Genomic DNA, 16,219 nt, shown 5'->3' with positions numbered 1-16,219 from the left:
GTCACGCGCCGTTGGTCACCTCGGCGCGTTCCTCCTGCAGCCGGTCCTTGTTGCGCAGCAGGCGCAGCAGCGTCAGCGACAGGGTCTGCGCCGAGGCCGGCGCGGTGGCGAAGTGGGTGGCCGCTTCGATGGTCTGCGCGCGCAGCTGCGGGAACCCGATCATGATCAGCCACATGATCACCCAGCCGCCGACGAGGTTGGCCAACAGCGTGCCGCCCCACAGCCTGGCCAGCTGCCGCAGGCCGGCGCGCTTGGCGGCCAACGTGACGACGGGGATGATGAAGCCCTCGGTGAACAGCTCGCCACGGCCCAGCAGCAACGCCAGGAAGCCGATCGAGAACGCCAGGCCCGCGACCAGCGGGCGGTGGGTGACGTCGAGCACCGACAGGTAGGCGAGGATGCCCAGCGCCACCTCGGTACCGCCGAGGAACCTGGTGACCAGCACCCCGCGCCAGGTGCGGTGCAGGCGCTGGGTGCCCTCGCTCAGCATCCTGGTGAAGGCGTCCTCGAGCTCGTCCTCGATCAGGCTGTCGTGCTCACCGAGCTGGCGTCGGGTCGTCTCAGGCATGGCGACGTTCCTCACAGGTAGACCACGGCGAACCCCTCCTATACCCGTTATGCGCCGGTGCGGCCACATGCCCGCGCTGTGAGGCGTCCGACAGGGGCGCTGCGGGTGGGTCCGCGTCGCCGACGGCGCGGTCGGCGGCGATGCCGGCTCGGCGGCCTCGTAGCGTGGCTCACCAAATCCATCGACGAACTCAGGAGCACCGGTTGAACACGGTCACCTTCGACTTCAGCGGGTCCCACGTCCTGGTCACCGGCGGCACCTCCGGGATCGGCAACGGCATCGCCACCGCCTTCGCCGACGCCGGCGGCGCCGTGACCATCACCGGCACCCGGTCGTCGGCGGCCGACTACGACGACGACCTGAGCGCGTTCGGCTACCGGCAGTGCCAGATGCGGGATCCCGAAGCCATTGACGCCCTCGCGGATTCGCTTGGCGACCTCGACGTCCTGGTGAACAACGCCGGCGGCCCCTACCCGGCCGGCGACGAGTACGACCCCGACGGCTACATCGCCTCGGTCACCCAGAACATGTTCGGGCCGATGCGGCTGACCGTGAGATGCCACGAGCGACTCAAAGCCAGCGGCGCCCCCGGCGGCGCGAGCGTGGTCAACATCGCATCCATGTCGGCGTTCCGTTCGGCGACCTTGGTGCCGGGCTACGCGTCCTCGAAGATGGGCCTGCTCGCGCTCACCATGAACCTGGCCCGCCGCTGGGCCGGCGACGGCATCCGGGTCAACGCCGTCGCACCCGGCATCATCGGCACCCGCATGACCCAGCCGATGATGAGCATCCCCGAGATCGTGGACGCCGAGATCGGCTTCCACACCCCGCTGGGCAGGCCCGGCACGCCGCAGGACTGTGCCGGCGCGGTGCTGTTCTTGTGTACGTCCGCCGCGTCCTACATCACCGGCACCAGCATCGCCGTCGACGGCGGCTACCTGACCGTGTGACCTTCGAAGCGCCCGAAAAGGCCGGCCGCGGAACAAGCGGAATAACCGGCCGCGGCGCGCCGTTGTCCGACGCGACGGTGCCGGGCTTCCCCTGGGTACCACACCAGAACCGTCGCCGCGAGCGACCACTTGCCGAGAGGCGAGAAGCCGGGCATCGTCGCCCCGCCACCCGGCGGGGAGCAGTAGCCGAAGTCACCGCGCGCGCACCGTTTGTGGGCATTATTCTTCGGCAATCCCCCTTATCGGCGACGACGCCGAGGCCGCATCATCCCCGGCCGGCCTCCGATTGCCTGCAGAAGACACGGAAAGAGACCCGAGTGAACACCGCACCGCCGCCACGCGATTCAGCACCCCGACCGACCGGCCCCGTCAAGACCTTTTCCGCGTGGGCATCCGTGCTGGTGCTGACGGGCGCGGCCATGGTGGCGACGCCGGCGGTCAGCGCGGCCGCCGACGGCGACCCCTGCCCTGACGTGCAGGTCGTGTTCGCCCGCGGCACGCTGGAACCCCCGGGGCCCGGGGCCACCGGACAGGCCTTCACCGATGCACTCACCGAACGCCTGCCCGGCACCTCCATCGACGTGTACCCGGTCGACTACCCGGCGTCGCTCGACTTCAACACCGCGGCCGACGGCGTCGTCGATGCCAGCCACAAGGTCCTCGACACGGCCGCCGGCTGCCCCAACACCAAGATCGTGGTCGGTGGCTACTCGCAGGGCGCGGCGATCGCCGCGTACCTGACTGCCGACAGCATCCCGCCGGGCTACCCCCTGCCGCCCGGGATCAGCGGCCCGATGCCGGCCAGCACCGCGCGGCACGTGTCGGCGGTGACGCTGTTCGCCAAGCCGTCCAACCGCTTCCTCGACATCGTCGACCGCAGCGCGCCGCCCATCTCCATCGGGCATCTCTACGCCGGGAAGACGATCGAGCTGTGCGCCACCGACGACCCGGTGTGCTCCTCGACGGGGTTCAACCGGGCCGCCCACAGCTCCTACCGGTTCAACGGCATGACCGACCAGGCGGCCGACTTCGCGGCCTCGACGATTCACGGCAACCGCTGAGCCGGCCCGCCCCGACGGCGGTCATGGCCGCCCCGTATATCAACTAGGTTTACATGAATCAGGCCGGTTGATATAAAGGGGGCATGTCACAACCGACGCGAGAAATGTTCGAATCCGCCTACCGGGGCGAAACCCCCGAGATGGGCGAGGGCAACCGGCCGCCGTGGAGCATCGGCGAGCCGCAACCCGAGATCGCGGCGCTCATCGACGCCGGGAAGTTCCGCGGCCACGTGCTCGACGCCGGCTGCGGCGAGGCGGCGGTGTCGCTGTACCTGGCCGAGCGCGGTTTCACCGCGGTGGGCCTGGACCAGTCGCCAACCGCCATCGCCATGGCCCGCGAGGAAGCCGCCCGGCGGGGTCTGAGCAACGCCACGTTCGAGGTCGCCGACATCAGCACCTTCACCGGCCATGACGGCCGCTTCGGCACCATCGTGGACTCCACGCTGTTCCACTCGATGCCCGTCGAGCTGCGCGGGGGCTACCAGCGCTCGATCGTGCGCGCGGCGGCGCCCGGCGCGTCCTACTTCGTGCTGACCTTCGACCGCGCGGGCATGCCGGCCGACGGTCCGGTCAATCCGGTCACCGAAGCCGAACTGCGCGAAGCGGTTTCGCCGTACTGGGTGGTCGACGAGATCCGGCCGGCGCGCATCCACGCCAACATGCCCGAGAGCTTGGTGCAGGGCCACGAGTCTTTCGCCGGCGTCGACATGCGCGACGAGGGCAACGGCCGCACGTCGATGCGGGCGTGGCTGCTGTCCGCGCATCTGGGCTAGCCCGCTGCCGATTACCCGCCCCGAAAGCGGGTAGGGGGAAGCAATGGCGGTGCGGCATGGTTGAACGTCGGGTGCGTATCGGAGCGGTATTCCCACAGACGGAACTCGGCGGCGATCCGGCGGCCGTCCGCGCCTACGGCCAGCGCGTCGAAGAACTCGGCTTCACCCACATCCTCGCCTACGACCACGTGGTGGGCGCCGACCCGCGGGTGCACCGGGACTGGCAGGGCCCCTACGACATCGACTCGACGTTTCACGAGCCGTTCGTCATGTTCGGCTATCTGGCCGCGGTGACCTCGCTGGAGCTCGTGACCGGCATCATCATCCTGCCGCAGCGCCAGACGGTGCTGGTGGCCAAGCAGGCCGCCGAGGTCGACCTGCTGACCGAGGGGCGCTTCCGGCTCGGAGTCGGCCTGGGCTGGAACGCCGTCGAGTACGAGGCCCTCGGCGAGAATTTCCGCGACCGCGGCAGGCGCTCGGAGGAGCAGGTCGAGCTCATGCGCAAGCTGTGGACCGAACGCTCGGTCACGTTCTCCGGGAAGTACCACACCGTGACCGCGGCAGGTCTGGCCCCGCTGCCCACCCAACGGCCGATCCCGGTGTGGTTCGGCGCCGCCTCCGACCGCGCCTACGAACGCGCCGGACGTCTCGGCGACGGCTGGTTCCCGATGGTGGAGCCCGGCCCCAAGCTCGACCACGCACGCGAGCAGGTCAACGCCGCGGCGGCGGCCGCGGGCCGTGACGTCGACGGCCTCGGGATGGAGGGCCGGGTCAGCTGGACCGGCGACCCGGACAAGGTCGCCACCGACCTCGAGGCCTGGAAGGCCGCCGGGGCCACCCATGTCTCGGTCAACACCATGAACGCCGGCCTGACGACGGTCGACGACCATCTTGCCGTCCTGGAACGCGTCGCCGCCGACCTGAAGTAGCGCCGCCGCGCCTCACTCCCCGCTCCGGGTATACTTAACTCAACTAATTAATTGATTTGGCCGCAGAGAGGGGTTCGGCAGATGAGCCGCACGGAAAACGACACCTGGGATCTCGCGTCCAGCGTCGGCGCCACCGCCACGGCGGTCGCCGCGTCGCGCGCGACGGCGTCCCAGGGTCCGGACGCGCTGTTGAACGACCCGTGGGCCGACCCGCTGGTCCGGGCGGTGGGCATCGACACGTTCATCAAGCTCATCGACGGCGAGTTGCAGCGGGCCGACGATCCCCTGCTGAACCGTCAGGCCATGAATGAGCAGATCACCGTGCGCACCCGGTTCTTCGACGACTTCTTCATCCAGGCCACCGGCTCCGGGATCGGGCAGGCGGTGATCCTGGCCTCCGGGCTCGACACCAGGGCCTACCGGCTGCCGTGGCCTGCGAACACGGTGGTCTACGAGATCGACCAGCCCGAGGTCATCGAATTCAAGACGCGGACGCTGGCCGGGTTGGGCGCCGAACCCGCCGCGCAGCGGCGCACCGTCGCGATCGACCTGCGCGACGATTGGCCGGCGGCGCTGCAAGCGGCCGGCTTCGACGCCGGGCGACCGACGGCGTGGAGCGCCGAAGGCCTGCTGGTGTACCTGCCGCCCGAGGCGCAGGACCGCCTGTTCGACAACATCGCCGCGCTGTCGGCGCCGGGCAGCAGGATCGCCACCGAACACCTGGACCTGCGTAACATCCCGTCGGACTGGGCCCAGAAGCTCACCGAGCGGTCGCGGCGGCTGGGCTCCAACATCAACCTGGCTGAGTTGTTCTACACCGGCGACCGCAACACCGCCGCCGAGTACCTCGCCGGCCACGGCTGGCGGATCGACATCCGAACGACCGAGCGGGCCTACGCCGAGCACGGCTTCGAGTTGCCGAACGACGACCTGGCCTCGTTCGGCGACGCGTCCGGCTACCTGACGGCGACCCTGGCGTAGCGGTCAAAGCTTTTTCAGTCGGCGCAGCAATCGGCGCCGGTTTCGGGCCAGACTTCGGGTTGATCGTGTTGGGCATGATGCCTATTCGCATCGTCGTGACTCTCTCGTCGTCAACGGAGGCTACGCCGCGGCGGTCGCCGCACCCATCGGAAAACGGGTTGATGCGATGCCGTTTCGTCTGGTCGGATCCCTGGCATGGTGGAAATACGTGAGATCGCGACGGGGCAGACAGCGCAGGCCGCCGGGGCAATGCTCGCCTTGCGGCCGAGATGGAAGACCGCCGATGCGATGGTCGACTTCATCGATACCGTTCTGCGGCCCGCCGGCTACCGGCTCGCCGGCGCTTTTGAACGCCCCTCCGATGCGGCCGTGTCGGTGGTCGGCTTCCGGGAAGCGTGGTCGGCGGCGTGGGGGCATTCCCTGTATGTCGACGACGTGAGCACCGTGGCCTCAGCACGCGGCCGCGGGTACGCCGACGCGCTGCTGCGGTGGGTGATCGCCGAAGCGCGAAATCGCGAATGTGAAGCAATCCATCTGGATTCGGGTGTCGGCGATGACCGGGCCGCAGCCCACCGGCTGTACATGAGGAACCACCTGCGGATATCGGCGCATCATTTCTCGAGAGAACTTGGCTGATACGGGGCCGCGACCGTTGCGCCGAAACATTGAGCATGCAATTATATTGCGCATTCAATGTTACTTCGGGGAAGCATATTCCGGAAGGGAACGGCCGCGATGCACGACGGGACACCGCTGGAGGGCAAGGTCGCCATCGTCACGGGAACGAGCCGCGGCGTCGGGGTCGGCATCGCACATGAACTGCTGCGGGCCGGGGCGACCGTCGTCGGCTGCTCCCGGGGCGCACTGGACGCGATGCCGGGGGTGAGCGACAACCCGGACTGGGCGCGGCGTTCGTCGCAGCGGGTCTGCGATCAGGGCGACTATCGGGCGATCGACGAGTTCGTCTCGGCGGTGGTGGCCGACTACGGCCGCGTCGACATCCTGGTCAACAACGCCGGCGGCACGGTCCCCACCCCGCACGTCGAGGACGTTCCCGAACTGGTCCAGCGCATCCAGGGCGCCCCCAAAGGGGCCGACGACCTCGAACGCACGATGTTGTTCCACGCGTTCGCGATCCAGATGAACCTGATCAGTCCCCTGTGGTTCGCCATCCGGGTGTTCCGCCAGATGCGCACGCAGGACGGGGTGGGTTCGATCGTCAACATCTCCAGCGGGGCGGGTCATCCGGCGGGTTCGCCGACGCTGGTGTCCTACGGCGCCGCCAAATCCGGGCTCAACCACCTGACCCGGTCGCTGGCCCAGGAGTGGGGCCCGAAGGCGCGGGTGAACTGTCTGGCGCTGGGGCCGACGATGACCGACAACTTCAAGTCGTTCGTGCTGCCCAAGGACGACCCGGACGGCGCCCGGTACTTCGCCGACGTACCGCTGCACCGCGCCGGCGAGCCGGCCGAGGTCGGGCGCGCCGCGGTGTTCCTGTGCAGCGGCGCAGCCGATTTCATCAACGGCACCACGATCGAGATCGACGGCGGCATGCTGCCGGGCGTGCTCTACGAGGCGGGCCTCAAGACGATCACGGACCTGCTGTGAAGAGCGTCGTCCAGTTCTCCACCGGCAACGTCGGCCGGCACGCCCTGCAGATGATCGTCGAGCGTCCCGATCTTCGCCTGGCCGGCGTGCACGCCCACGGCGCCGACAAGGTGGGCCGCGACGCCGCGCGGCTGTGCGGGCTGGCCGAGCCGACGGGGATCGTGGCCACCGACGACGTCGACGCGCTGGTGGCGCTGGGCGCCGACTGCGTGGTGTACACCGCCCAGGCCGAGACCCGCCCCCACCAGGCGATCGCCGAGATCTGCCGCTTCCTGCGCGCGGGCACCAATGTGGTTGGCACGTCGATGGTTTGGCTGGTCGCCCCGCGGCACGCCGACGCGTGGCTGACCGAGCCGCTGACCAAGGCATGCCAGGACGGCGGCACGTCGCTGTACATCAACGGCGTCGACCCGGGATTCTCCGGGGACAGCCTGGTCTACACCGCGTTGACGCTGGCGGGTCGGGCCACCGCGATCACGGTGTCGGAGATCTGCGACTACGGAAGTTACGACGACGCCGAGTTCACCGGCGTCAGTTTCGGTTTCGGCTTCGCCCCGGATCAGCGTCCGATCATGTTCGAGCCGGGCGTGCTGGCCTCGCTGTGGGGCGGGCAGGTCCGGTCGCTGGCCGCCCTGCTCGGCGTCGCCCTCGACGAGGTCCGCGAGCGGCACGAGAACTGGGTGACACCGGCCCAGATCGACTGCACGATGATGACGGTCCCGCCCGGGCGGGTGGCCGCGGTCCGGTTCGCGGTGGAGGGGATCCACCGCGGCGAACCCGTGATCACCATGGAGCACGTCAACAGGCTCACCGCCGCGGCGGCCCCCCACTGGCCCTACCCGCCCGACGGCAGGCCGGGCGTGCACCGCGTGGTGGTGCGGGGAAATCCGGGTGTGGAGATCAACACCCACCTGGGCCTCGACGGCGTCGACCACAACCAGGGCGGGGTCGTCGCCACCGCCGCGCGGGCCGTCAACGCCATCGGCGACGTGTGCGCCGCGCCGCCGGGACTGCTTGCCGCGCAGGATCTTCCGGCGGCCCATGCGCACACCGCGATGTGGTGAGCGTGGCGGGCAAGATCGCGCCCCGCCGGCCACCCGGCGGCGGTCAGGAGCGCGCCGAGCGCACCCGCGAACGGGTGCTCGACGAAACCGTGCGCTGCGTCAACGAGGAGGGCTTCGCCGCCGCCAGCGCCCGCCACATCGCCGAGCGGGCCGGGGTCACCTGGGGCGTGGTGCAGTACCACTTCGGCGACCGGGACGGCCTGCTGATGGCCGTCGCCGACCGCGGGCTGGCCGAACTCGTCGGCGCCCTGCGCACCCTGCCGCCCGCCACGGCGGGCGCCACCCGCCACGAGCGGGTGCGCCTGGTCATCGACGCGGTCTGGCAGGTGTTCTCCAGCCCGACGACGCGGGCGTCGCTGGAGATCCTGATCGCCACCAGGGCGCGGCGCGACCGGCGCGCCACCCGGCACCTGCGCCGGTTGCAGCAAGCCGTCAACGACCTGAGCCGCGACGTCGCCGCGGGCCTCGACAGCCCGCACGCGTCCGCGATCGGGGACCTGATCTGGGCGGCGATGCGCGGGCTGGTGGTCTCTCAGCTCGTCGCCGGCATACCGGTCGACACCACCCGCGAACAGCGGGCGCTCGTCGAGGTGATCTGCGCCTACCTCGAACGGCATCGCGCGGATTGACCTACTTCCAGGCGAACACCGGTTGTTCGAGCTCGTCGACCGGGTCGTGCCGCCCCTCCAGGCCCAGCCACCGCAGTTGCAGCAGCACCGCACCCGTGGGCGCGTGGATCAGGTCGTTGCCCAACGGGATCTGCACGACGGGGCGCGGGCTTTCGGGGATAAAGACGAAGCGCGGCGAGTCGTCGCGTTGCAGCTGGTGCAGCCCCACCCGGTAGACCGCGACCACCTCCTCGGGCGCCGGTCGCGGGTCGAGCCGGCCGCCACCCCAGATCACCACCGGGGTGATGACGTAGCCCGACCGCGTCGGGTAGTCGTCGAGCAGCCCCAGCACGGCCGACCCGGGCAGCGCGACGCCCACCTCCTCGTCCAGCTCCCGCAGCGCCGCGTCGACCGCCGTTTCGCCGCGGTCGAGGCGGCCACCCGGCAGGGCCCACTGCGCCGAATGCGACGACAGCCGAATGGCCCTGCGGCACAACAGGAAAGCAGCACCGCCCGACACGTCGACCATGCGGCCGTCGAGGTTGGCCTCGGGCATCGGCCGCCCGCCGATCCACTCGTCGACCGGCGCCGGGTCAACCCGGTCCTCGCCGACCTCGGAATCGACCAGCACCACCGCGACGGCCGCGTGCCGCTTGCTCGGGTCGGTCACGGTGCGGCGCGCGTGACCGGCCACGTGCGCGCGGATCCGCTCCCGCAGCGCGTCGTCGTAGCTGATCGTCACCGCTCGACCCTATCGTTCAGCCCTTGCCCCGGCCGAAGTAGAGCTCCTGGGTGGCGACGCAGACCAGCTGGCCGGCGCGGTTGTACATGGTCGACGTCGCAAGTCCGCGTCCCGCGACGCCGCTGGGCGAAACCTGATCGGAGAGCACCCAATCGGACAGGTCGATCGGCCGGTGAAACCACAGCGCGTGGTCGATCAGCGCGTTGAACGTGGTCGGCGGCGTGGCCCGCCGCATCGCGAGCGCGGTCTCGAGCATCGTCGTGCCCGACAGATAGGTCAGCAGGCAGCAGTGCAGCATCTCGTCGTCCGGCACGGGTTCGGTTGGCCGCCACCACATGCGGATGCGGGGCGAGGGTGCCGGCGCCTCGATGGCGAGCCGCAGCGGCGCGTCGACGTAGCGCAGCTCGAACGGCTGCTCCCTGACCCAGTGCCCGCCCAGCTCGTCGGCATAGGCGGCCAGCTGTTCCTGCACCGGCGGCAGCGTGTCCGGGTCGGGGACCTCGGGCATGGGCTGCTGGTAGGCGAACGACTCGACCGGCGCACTGAACGACGCGAGCGCCTCCAGCAGGATCTGACCGTCCTGCCGCGCCGTGACCTGCCGGGTCGAGAGCGTGCCCCCGTCGCGTGCGACGTCGACGTGCAGATCGACCGGCAGCCGGGCGTCCCCGGCGCGCACGTAGTAGACGTGGACGCTGTGGGGCGTGCGCCCGGGCGCGGTCAGCCCGGCCGCCATCAGCGCCTGCCCGGCGATGTGGCCGCCGACGATGTGGTGCGCCGGGTTGTCAAGCTGGGCGGCGACGAAGTGCCGCTCGCCCGTGCGGTCGACGCGCAGCGTCGCGATGACGTCGGCGAGGGACGGAGAACGGTAGGTCACCCTGGCATCATGCCGTAGGCCACCGGAGCGCCCGCATGTTGACCGGCTTGAACACATATCGCTAATGTGTGCAAATGCCGGTCGATGCGCCCCCGGAAGCCAAGCCCGTGCCGAGCGCCCTGCTGACCGCCGCCACCGACACGCTGCGCCACCTCGGGCCGCGGCGATTCAGCCTGACCGCGGTCGCCGAGGCCGCCGGCGTGTCGCGGGGCACCGTGCACAACGCGCTGGGCACCCGCAACGACGCCATCGCCACCGCGCTCGATCACCTGGCGGCCGGCTTCATCGACACCATGGCCGTCGAGGTGGCCAAGGAGGCGACCCTGGCCGATCAGGCGGCGGCCGTGGCGGTGCTCATCTGCGCGCACCGCCGGCGCTCCCGGTCGGCGCCGCGGGGCATCGACCGGAGCATCCTGGTCCTGCTGCTCGAACACGGCGGCGACGAGTTGATGCGCCGCTCGGTCGAGTTGTGGCGGCCGTTGGTCAAAGCCGCCCAGCGCACCGGGGAGGTCGATGCGACGCTCGACCCGGCGCGCGCGAGCGAATGGATCATCCGGATCTTGTTCAGTTTCGAGCTGGTGCCGCCCATCGCGGTCAACCTGGATCACCCCCGCGCGGTGCGGCGCTTCGTGGGCGACCACATCGTCACCGGTCTCAAAGGCGCCGGCCGTGGCTGAACCCGACTACGAGGTGGCGATCATAGGGGCCGGGCCGGGCGGCATCGCGACGGCGAAAATACTGCGGGACAAGGGCATCGACGACTTCGTCATTCTGGAGCGCGGCGACGACTTCGGCGGCACCTGGCGCGACAACCACTATCCCGGCCTGGCCGTCGACATCCCGGTGCTCTGGTACCAGCTGTCGTTCGCCCCCAACCCCGACTGGACGCGCTTCTTCGCTCCGGGTCCCGAGATCTACCGGTACCTGCGCGACACGGCGCAGCGCCTCGGGCTCTACGCGCACCTGCACACCAACGCCGAAGTCGTCCAACAGCGCTGGGACGCGTCGGCCGGCCTGTGGCGCCTCGCGATCACGGGCCGACAACCGGTGTCGGCGCGCTTCGTGGTCAACTCCGTCGGCGGCTACGTCAACGCCAAGGACGTCACCGGCATCGCCGGTCTCGACGACTTCGCCGGAACCCTCCTGCGCCCCAACGCCTGGGACGACGACTACGACCCCGCCGGCAAACGCATCGCGATCATCGGCACCGGGTCCAGCGGCGTGCAGATCGCCGGGGCACTGTCGGCCCGCGCGGCCGGCCTGGACATCTACCAGCGCACGCCGGCGTGGGTGCTGCCCAAGATCGACTTCGACATCCCGCGCTGGATGCGGGTGCTGTGGCGGGTGCCCGGCGTCGTCGGCGCCGCCAACGCGCTGGGCCGGGCGGGCATGGACGCGTTCATGGTCGCCCCGCTGGTGCACCTGCTGCCGCGGCTCCCCGACCGAATCCTCGTGCGGCTCATGCCCCTGTACGACGCGTGGTGCCGGCTGCTGTACCGGGCGCTGCTGCGTGCCGTGGTCGACGACCCGGCCACCCGCCGCGCGCTGGTTCCCCGCTACGGCCTGCTCGCCAAACGCCCGGTGATCTCCAGCAGCTTCCTGCCGGTGTTCAACCACCCCGGCACCCGGCTGATCACCACCCCGATCGAGCGGGTCACCCCCACCGGCATCCGCACGGCCGACGGCGCCGAGCGCCCCGCCGACCTCATCGTGCTGGCCACCGGCTACGAGTTGTGGACGGATCCCGAAACCTACCGCCCCGGAACCATTCTGGGCTCCGACGACTTCGACCTCGCCCAGGACTACCGCGCCCACGGGCTGCGCAGCTACGCCGGCACCGCGCATCCCCGGCTGCCCAACCGGTGGGAGATCGTCGGGCCCCTGGGCTTCGTCGGCTTCGCCTGGCCGGACTTCGTCGGGACGATGGCCGCCCACGCCGTGCGCGTCATCGACGAGACCCGGCAGCGTGGCGCGGACAGCGTCGCGGTCAGCCCGGCGGCGTTCGACCGGTGGAACGAGCAGATGCACCGCCGGGGCAAGGCCGTGCACCTGTACCTGACGGCGTGCAACCCCGGTCTGTCCACCTACTTCGTCAACTCCCAGCGCGACACCGTCTATCACCGCCCCCAAACAATCACCGGCTCAAGGCGATTCAGCCGCCATTCCCCGCTGCCGGACTACGAATTCCACCATCGGCGCGCCGCGCCGCACGCAGAGGAGATGTCGGCATGACCGATCCCGTCACCCCGCTGGCCGGCAAGGTCGCCTACGTGACCGGCGCCGCCCGCGGCCAGGGCCGCTCGCACTGCATCCGGCTGGCCCGCGCCGGCGCCGACATCGTCGCGATCGACGCCTGCGCCCCCGTGGCCGAACACAACGGCTATCCGCCCGCGGCGCCGGAGGACCTCGCCGAGACGGTCAGCCTCGTCGAGGGCGAGGGCCGCAAGATCCTCGCCGGGGAGATCGACGTCCGCGATCTGGCCGGCCAGCAGCGGATCGTGGCGAACGCGGTCGAGCAGTTCGGCCGACTCGACATCGTCGTGGCCAACGCCGGCGTGCTGAATTGGGGCCGGCTGTGGGAGATTTCGCCCCGGCAGTGGCAGGACGTGCTGGACGTCAACCTGACCGGGCTGTGGAACACCGTCAAAGCCGCGGTCCCGCCGATGATCGCGGCCGGCAACGGCGGGTCCATCATCGCGATCAGCTCGGCCGCCGGCATCAAGGCCGTCCCGGGCTGTGGCCACTACTGCGCCAGCAAGTTCGGCGTGGTCGGGCTCACCAACTCGCTGGCGGTCGAACTCGGCGAGTACGGCATCCGCGTCAACTCCGTGCACCCCTACGGCACCGATACCCCGATGGGCAACGACGTGTCGATGTACCAAGTGTTTCAAGACCACCCGCACTACATCTACAGCTTCTCGCCGGGCGCGCTGCCCACCGAGTCGCTGGCCGACCCCGACCTGGTCTCCGACATCGTGGTGTGGCTCGCCGGCGACGCGTCGTCGCTGATCACCGCCGCCCAGATCCCGGCCGACAAGGGCTATCTCAAGATCTAGCGTCGCGTTCGCTCACGACCGGTCACCGACCGGGGGTCGCCAGGTGCCGGCCAGCACCGCCTCCACGTCGCGCCCGAGATCGACCAGGAATTCGCGCTCGGCGGCATCGAAGTCCTGTGCGGACGCGGTGCGCCGAAGCCGTTCGAGCTGAGCGGCAATCGGGTCCTTGTGCCTGGCGTCGGTGGCCTGTCGCGCAACCTCGCGGAGCAAGGTGAAGACGCGGGCGAGCAGGGCAGGATCGCCGGCGCCGTACCGGCGCGGCTGGGCGATCGCCAGATCCAGCAGCTCGGCGAACGTGGGCTGGCGTATCACCACCTGGGTCACCTCGCCGCAGCGCAGCGATTTGTAGCCCAGGCGGCGCTGGGCCAGATCACACAGCAGCGCAGAGCTGTATCCCAGTGCGTGCACGGCGGTGGTGGGGTCGTTGATTCCCGGCGAGAGTGCCTTCACCGCAACGTCCGTCAGCTGCCGTAGGCCGTAACCGACGTCCTGGACCGGGGTCCTTTCGTTTCCGGTCCGCACGGCGGCCGTCACGGCGCCGGCGAGCAGCTCGAGCCGCCGGCGATCCAGTGGGTCGCGCCGGTCGCAGCTCCACACGTAGGCCAGCGGTTCGCCGCAGACCAGCCAATCGCCCGGAGCCCGGTTGACCAGAACCACCGCTTCGGCTTGCGCGGCGGCCGACATCAGCGATTGCTCGTCAACGCTGACCAAGAACCCCGTTGAGCCGGCGTCGACCAGATCGGCGTCGTGCGGCGGCTGGGGCATCCGCGCGTCTTCTTCCGCGGCATCGGTCGCTTCGAAGATCTGGCCGGCCGCCGCAATCGAGTCGGCCCACACGGTGTGCATCATGGTCTCGACCCGAATCTCGGCGACCAGGTGAGCGAGAAAGAACACCAACCCGATGACGCTCAGCAGCGCCAGGAACACGGCGACGCTCACGGAGACCTGGGCGGTGTCGCCGGCGTGCTCGTCGTGTGCGTTTTGCAGCGCGGTCAGCGAATAGGCGAAGGTCGCCAGGAACAGCGCCAGCGTTCGTTGCACGAACCTGTCCCGGGCGAAGGTCCGCAACAGCCGCGGCGAATACTGCCCGCTGGCCAGCTGCAACGTCACCACCGTGAGGGAAAAGGTCAGTGAGGTCACGGTGACCAGCGCGGTCGCGATCGTGCCCAGCAGCTCGCGCGCGGCGTCGGGACTGCTCGCGAACACCGGCCGGAGCGGCGCCAACGCGCGCCCGATCGTCTGATCGAACGCGGGAAGAAGTATCCCGGCCGCGATCGCGAGGAGCACGCCGATCAAGGGCACCGGCCACAGCCGCGTCCGCAAGGCGTCGCTGACATGATCGCGCCATCTCGTCGACGGCATCCCACCTCCGTTGTGCGCCTGCCGAACGCATCCTCGCGAGCACACCATAGCCCGATTTGCGCCCGGCCAGGCCGCCAATCGCGTCGATGGCCCGCTCCATCCCAGCGGCGCTGTCCAAAGCCGCCACACCGCAGCGCTATTCGAGCCGGGGCAACGGTGCTGGTTCGCGCCGCAGACTCAGGGCACCCGCAGGACGGTGGTCGCCGACCGCGCGACGGCGGCCGTCCTGATCTCGGAGACCGCCGCGTAGGCCGGCCCCGTCACAAGATCGAACACCGCCGCCGTGGAGGGGTAGTTGCCCAAAAAGATCAGGTCGGGTACGAAGTCGTCGTCGTAGGCCAAGTCGGGAAGGAACCGGGGAACGACGTAGCGGCCCCCGACGGCCTCGACCAAAGGCGCTGCCGCCGCGAGGTATTCGTCGTAGCGCTCGCGGCCACCCTCGTGGAACCACAACATGTTCAGCACGACGACACCGCTGTCGAGCACCGCCTCACCGCCGTCGGAAGGGTCGATGGCGCAACGAGTCAGCACCGCCCGGTGGACGGCGTCGGTGCGCAGGTGCGCGACCTGCCGATAGCGCTCGCTGTGCCACATCTCGTCGAACACGGCCGCCGAAGGGTACCGGACGAATCCGACCAGGTCGGGATCGAAGCCACCCTCGAGCGACTGCTCGACTTGCAGGAACGGGGTCGACAGCTCGGCGCCTACGTCGGCCAGGATCGGCAGGACGGCCCCGCCGTATTCGCCGTAGAGTTCCATTCCGCCGGGCTTGAACCACAACGCGTTCAGCATCGCGATCGGTGCGCCGGAGCCGGCGTTCGGTACGGACAAGTCGCTCACCTGGACTTCAGCAGCGGAACACGATCCATCGCATCGCACAGTACATGTACGCGGCCTCGCAGGTCCCCGCCACCAGCCGCGACAGCTGGTACTGCACGCCGAGGGCCGCCAGCAGGCTGGTGACCCCGAGGATGAACGCCAGGTAGTTGACGACGACCACCGCGGCATACACCGCGACCTGCGGCCCGACGGGCGCGTGGGACCGGAAGTTGGCGCTGCGGTTGAGCGCGTAGCTGAGGGCGAAGGCGCACACGTAGGCGAGCGTGACGGCGACCGGCACCGGCACGCCGAGCCCGCTGTGCAGGCCGGTGAGCAGCGACAGATCCGCGCCGAAGCTCAGGCCGTTGATCAGGCAGTACCCGACGAACGTCGGCGCGACGACCGAGCTGAGCCCCAACGGGAGGCGGGCGACGAACGCCTCACACCCGCCGTGGAATCGCTCGACCAGGGGCAGCCGGCCTGCATTCACGTCGGGTTGCACGCGTGTACCGTGCCACGCCCGGGTAGCGGCCGTGTGAGCAGTCGGCCAACTCGTCGCGACGCGCACGACCCGGTGTGGCCCAGCTAGTAGCCCTCGCCGTCATCGGCCAGGTAGGTGACCGAATACCACCGGCCGGGCGGCTGTGTGCCCGGGTCGTACTCCTCGGTCGCGGTCGCGTCCTCCAGTCGCACGTCCGTCAGCGTCGGATTCTGCGCGCGGACACGGTCTTCCAGCGCGGCCAACAGCGCATCCCCGCTCAGGGTGGTATCCACCAGCGCGCGTCCCTCGTGCCTCGCCCAACTCACGCGTTACATCTTGCTCC

Annotated in this window: 18 protein-coding genes and 1 pseudogene; 12 read left to right on the top strand and 7 right to left on the bottom strand. The window is 70.1% G+C overall.

Going from position 1 to position 16,219, the window contains the following annotated elements; all coding sequences use genetic code 11:
• Positions 1-64: 64 nt before the first annotated feature.
• Positions 65-568: pseudogene (locus ACJ512_RS00470) on the bottom strand (formate/nitrite transporter family protein); the annotation flags it as partial.
• Between the two features lie 203 nt (positions 569-771).
• Here ACJ512_RS00470 and ACJ512_RS00465 point away from each other — a divergent pair.
• The 9 genes from ACJ512_RS00465 (at position 772) to ACJ512_RS00425 (ending at position 8,563) form a co-directional block, all read left to right on the top strand.
• Positions 772-1,518, top strand: coding sequence for an SDR family NAD(P)-dependent oxidoreductase (locus tag ACJ512_RS00465; protein ID WP_407685467.1), 747 nt, complete (start codon positions 772-774; stop codon positions 1,516-1,518).
• 419 nt (positions 1,519-1,937) lie between these two features.
• Positions 1,938-2,579 carry a cutinase family protein gene (locus tag ACJ512_RS00460; RefSeq protein WP_407685476.1) on the top strand — a complete coding sequence of 214 codons (642 nt, stop codon included), beginning with the start codon at positions 1,938-1,940 and terminating at the stop codon, positions 2,577-2,579.
• An 83-nt stretch (positions 2,580-2,662) separates the two neighbouring features.
• The gene (locus ACJ512_RS00455) at positions 2,663-3,352 is read left to right on the top strand and encodes a class I SAM-dependent methyltransferase (protein WP_407685466.1); all 690 of its coding nucleotides are present in this window, start codon (positions 2,663-2,665) and stop codon (positions 3,350-3,352) included.
• A 71-nt stretch (positions 3,353-3,423) separates the two neighbouring features.
• On the top strand, positions 3,424-4,281 hold the full coding sequence (locus ACJ512_RS00450) for an LLM class F420-dependent oxidoreductase (protein WP_407685475.1): 858 nt from the start codon (positions 3,424-3,426) through the stop codon (positions 4,279-4,281).
• Between the two features lie 81 nt (positions 4,282-4,362).
• Positions 4,363-5,262, top strand: coding sequence for a class I SAM-dependent methyltransferase (locus tag ACJ512_RS00445; RefSeq protein ID WP_407685465.1), 900 nt, complete (start codon positions 4,363-4,365; stop codon positions 5,260-5,262).
• Between the two features lie 288 nt (positions 5,263-5,550).
• Positions 5,551-5,898: a GNAT family N-acetyltransferase gene (locus ACJ512_RS00440; protein ID WP_407685464.1), complete on the top strand. Its 348-nt coding sequence runs from the start codon at positions 5,551-5,553 to the stop codon at positions 5,896-5,898.
• A gap of 99 nt (positions 5,899-5,997) precedes the next feature.
• Positions 5,998-6,870, top strand: coding sequence for an SDR family NAD(P)-dependent oxidoreductase (locus ACJ512_RS00435; RefSeq protein ID WP_407685463.1), 873 nt, complete (start codon positions 5,998-6,000; stop codon positions 6,868-6,870).
• Entirely contained in the window at positions 6,867-7,934 is a 1,068-nt protein-coding gene (locus tag ACJ512_RS00430; RefSeq protein WP_407685462.1) for an NAD(P)H-dependent amine dehydrogenase family protein, read from the top strand. Before ACJ512_RS00435 ends, ACJ512_RS00430 begins: the two co-directional genes overlap by 4 nt.
• A 2-nt stretch (positions 7,935-7,936) precedes the next feature.
• On the top strand, positions 7,937-8,563 hold the full coding sequence (locus tag ACJ512_RS00425; protein WP_407685461.1) for a TetR/AcrR family transcriptional regulator: 627 nt from the start codon (positions 7,937-7,939) through the stop codon (positions 8,561-8,563).
• Between the two features lies 1 nt (position 8,564).
• Here the strand turns inward: ACJ512_RS00425 and ACJ512_RS00420 are convergent, their stop codons facing one another.
• Entirely contained in the window at positions 8,565-9,284 is a 720-nt protein-coding gene (locus ACJ512_RS00420) for an NUDIX hydrolase (RefSeq protein ID WP_407685460.1), read from the bottom strand.
• A gap of 16 nt (positions 9,285-9,300) precedes the next feature.
• The gene (locus tag ACJ512_RS00415) at positions 9,301-10,158 is read right to left on the bottom strand and encodes an acyl-CoA thioesterase (RefSeq protein ID WP_407685459.1); all 858 of its coding nucleotides are present in this window, start codon (positions 10,156-10,158) and stop codon (positions 9,301-9,303) included.
• Between the two features lie 74 nt (positions 10,159-10,232).
• Here ACJ512_RS00415 and ACJ512_RS00410 point away from each other — a divergent pair, with 74 nt between their 5' ends.
• The 3 genes from ACJ512_RS00410 to ACJ512_RS00400 are packed head-to-tail and all read left to right on the top strand — an operon-like array spanning position 10,233 to position 13,214.
• Positions 10,233-10,835, top strand: a complete 603-nt coding sequence (locus tag ACJ512_RS00410; protein ID WP_407685458.1) for a TetR/AcrR family transcriptional regulator — start codon at positions 10,233-10,235, stop codon at positions 10,833-10,835.
• Positions 10,828-12,390: a flavin-containing monooxygenase gene (locus tag ACJ512_RS00405; RefSeq protein ID WP_407685457.1), complete on the top strand. Its 1,563-nt coding sequence runs from the start codon at positions 10,828-10,830 to the stop codon at positions 12,388-12,390. The genes ACJ512_RS00410 and ACJ512_RS00405 overlap by 8 nt, the downstream gene beginning before the upstream one ends.
• On the top strand, positions 12,387-13,214 hold the full coding sequence (locus ACJ512_RS00400; RefSeq protein WP_407685456.1) for a mycofactocin-coupled SDR family oxidoreductase: 828 nt from the start codon (positions 12,387-12,389) through the stop codon (positions 13,212-13,214). The genes ACJ512_RS00405 and ACJ512_RS00400 overlap by 4 nt, the downstream gene beginning before the upstream one ends.
• A 12-nt stretch (positions 13,215-13,226) precedes the next feature.
• Here ACJ512_RS00400 and ACJ512_RS00395 read toward each other — a convergent pair whose 3' ends face one another.
• The 4 genes from ACJ512_RS00395 to ACJ512_RS00380 all read right to left on the bottom strand — a co-directional run bounded on the left by ACJ512_RS00395 (position 13,227) and on the right by ACJ512_RS00380 (position 16,202).
• Positions 13,227-14,576 (bottom strand): DUF2254 domain-containing protein, encoded by a 1,350-nt coding sequence (locus tag ACJ512_RS00395; RefSeq protein ID WP_407685455.1) that lies wholly within the window; start codon positions 14,574-14,576, stop codon positions 13,227-13,229.
• A gap of 177 nt (positions 14,577-14,753) precedes the next feature.
• Positions 14,754-15,407 carry a DUF1330 domain-containing protein gene (locus tag ACJ512_RS00390; protein ID WP_407685454.1) on the bottom strand — a complete coding sequence of 218 codons (654 nt, stop codon included), beginning with the start codon at positions 15,405-15,407 and terminating at the stop codon, positions 14,754-14,756.
• A gap of 16 nt (positions 15,408-15,423) precedes the next feature.
• Positions 15,424-15,897, bottom strand: a complete 474-nt coding sequence (locus tag ACJ512_RS00385) for a GtrA family protein (RefSeq protein WP_407685453.1) — start codon at positions 15,895-15,897, stop codon at positions 15,424-15,426.
• Between the two features lie 83 nt (positions 15,898-15,980).
• Positions 15,981-16,202 carry a hypothetical protein gene (locus tag ACJ512_RS00380; RefSeq protein ID WP_407685452.1) on the bottom strand — a complete coding sequence of 74 codons (222 nt, stop codon included), beginning with the start codon at positions 16,200-16,202 and terminating at the stop codon, positions 15,981-15,983.
• Between the last annotated feature and the right edge of the window lie 17 nt (positions 16,203-16,219).

The sequence above is a fragment of the Mycobacterium cajalii genome (genome assembly GCF_045809005.2).
Lineage (GTDB): Bacteria > Actinomycetota > Actinomycetes > Mycobacteriales > Mycobacteriaceae > Mycobacterium.
Note: the sequence above shows the minus strand (reverse complement) of the source record. Positions and strands in the feature narration are given on the sequence as shown.

What these genes read in the sequence shown, in the direction of transcription:
- ACJ512_RS00460 (WP_407685476.1), top strand. Translation starts at nt 1,938, where the DNA reads ATGGTGGCGACGCCGGCGGTCAGCGCGGCCGCCGACGGCGACCCCTGC.
- ACJ512_RS00455 (WP_407685466.1), top strand. Translation starts at nt 2,663, where the DNA reads ATGTCACAACCGACGCGAGAAATGTTCGAATCCGCCTACCGGGGCGAA.
- ACJ512_RS00445 (WP_407685465.1), top strand. Translation starts at nt 4,363, where the DNA reads ATGAGCCGCACGGAAAACGACACCTGGGATCTCGCGTCCAGCGTCGGC.
- ACJ512_RS00440 (WP_407685464.1), top strand. Translation starts at nt 5,551, where the DNA reads ATGGTCGACTTCATCGATACCGTTCTGCGGCCCGCCGGCTACCGGCTC.
- ACJ512_RS00435 (WP_407685463.1), top strand. Translation starts at nt 5,998, where the DNA reads ATGCACGACGGGACACCGCTGGAGGGCAAGGTCGCCATCGTCACGGGA.
- ACJ512_RS00410 (WP_407685458.1), top strand. Translation starts at nt 10,233, where the DNA reads ATGCCGGTCGATGCGCCCCCGGAAGCCAAGCCCGTGCCGAGCGCCCTG.
- ACJ512_RS00400 (WP_407685456.1), top strand. Translation starts at nt 12,387, where the DNA reads ATGACCGATCCCGTCACCCCGCTGGCCGGCAAGGTCGCCTACGTGACC.
- ACJ512_RS00395 (WP_407685455.1), bottom strand. Translation starts at nt 14,576, where the DNA reads ATGCCGTCGACGAGATGGCGCGATCATGTCAGCGACGCCTTGCGGACG.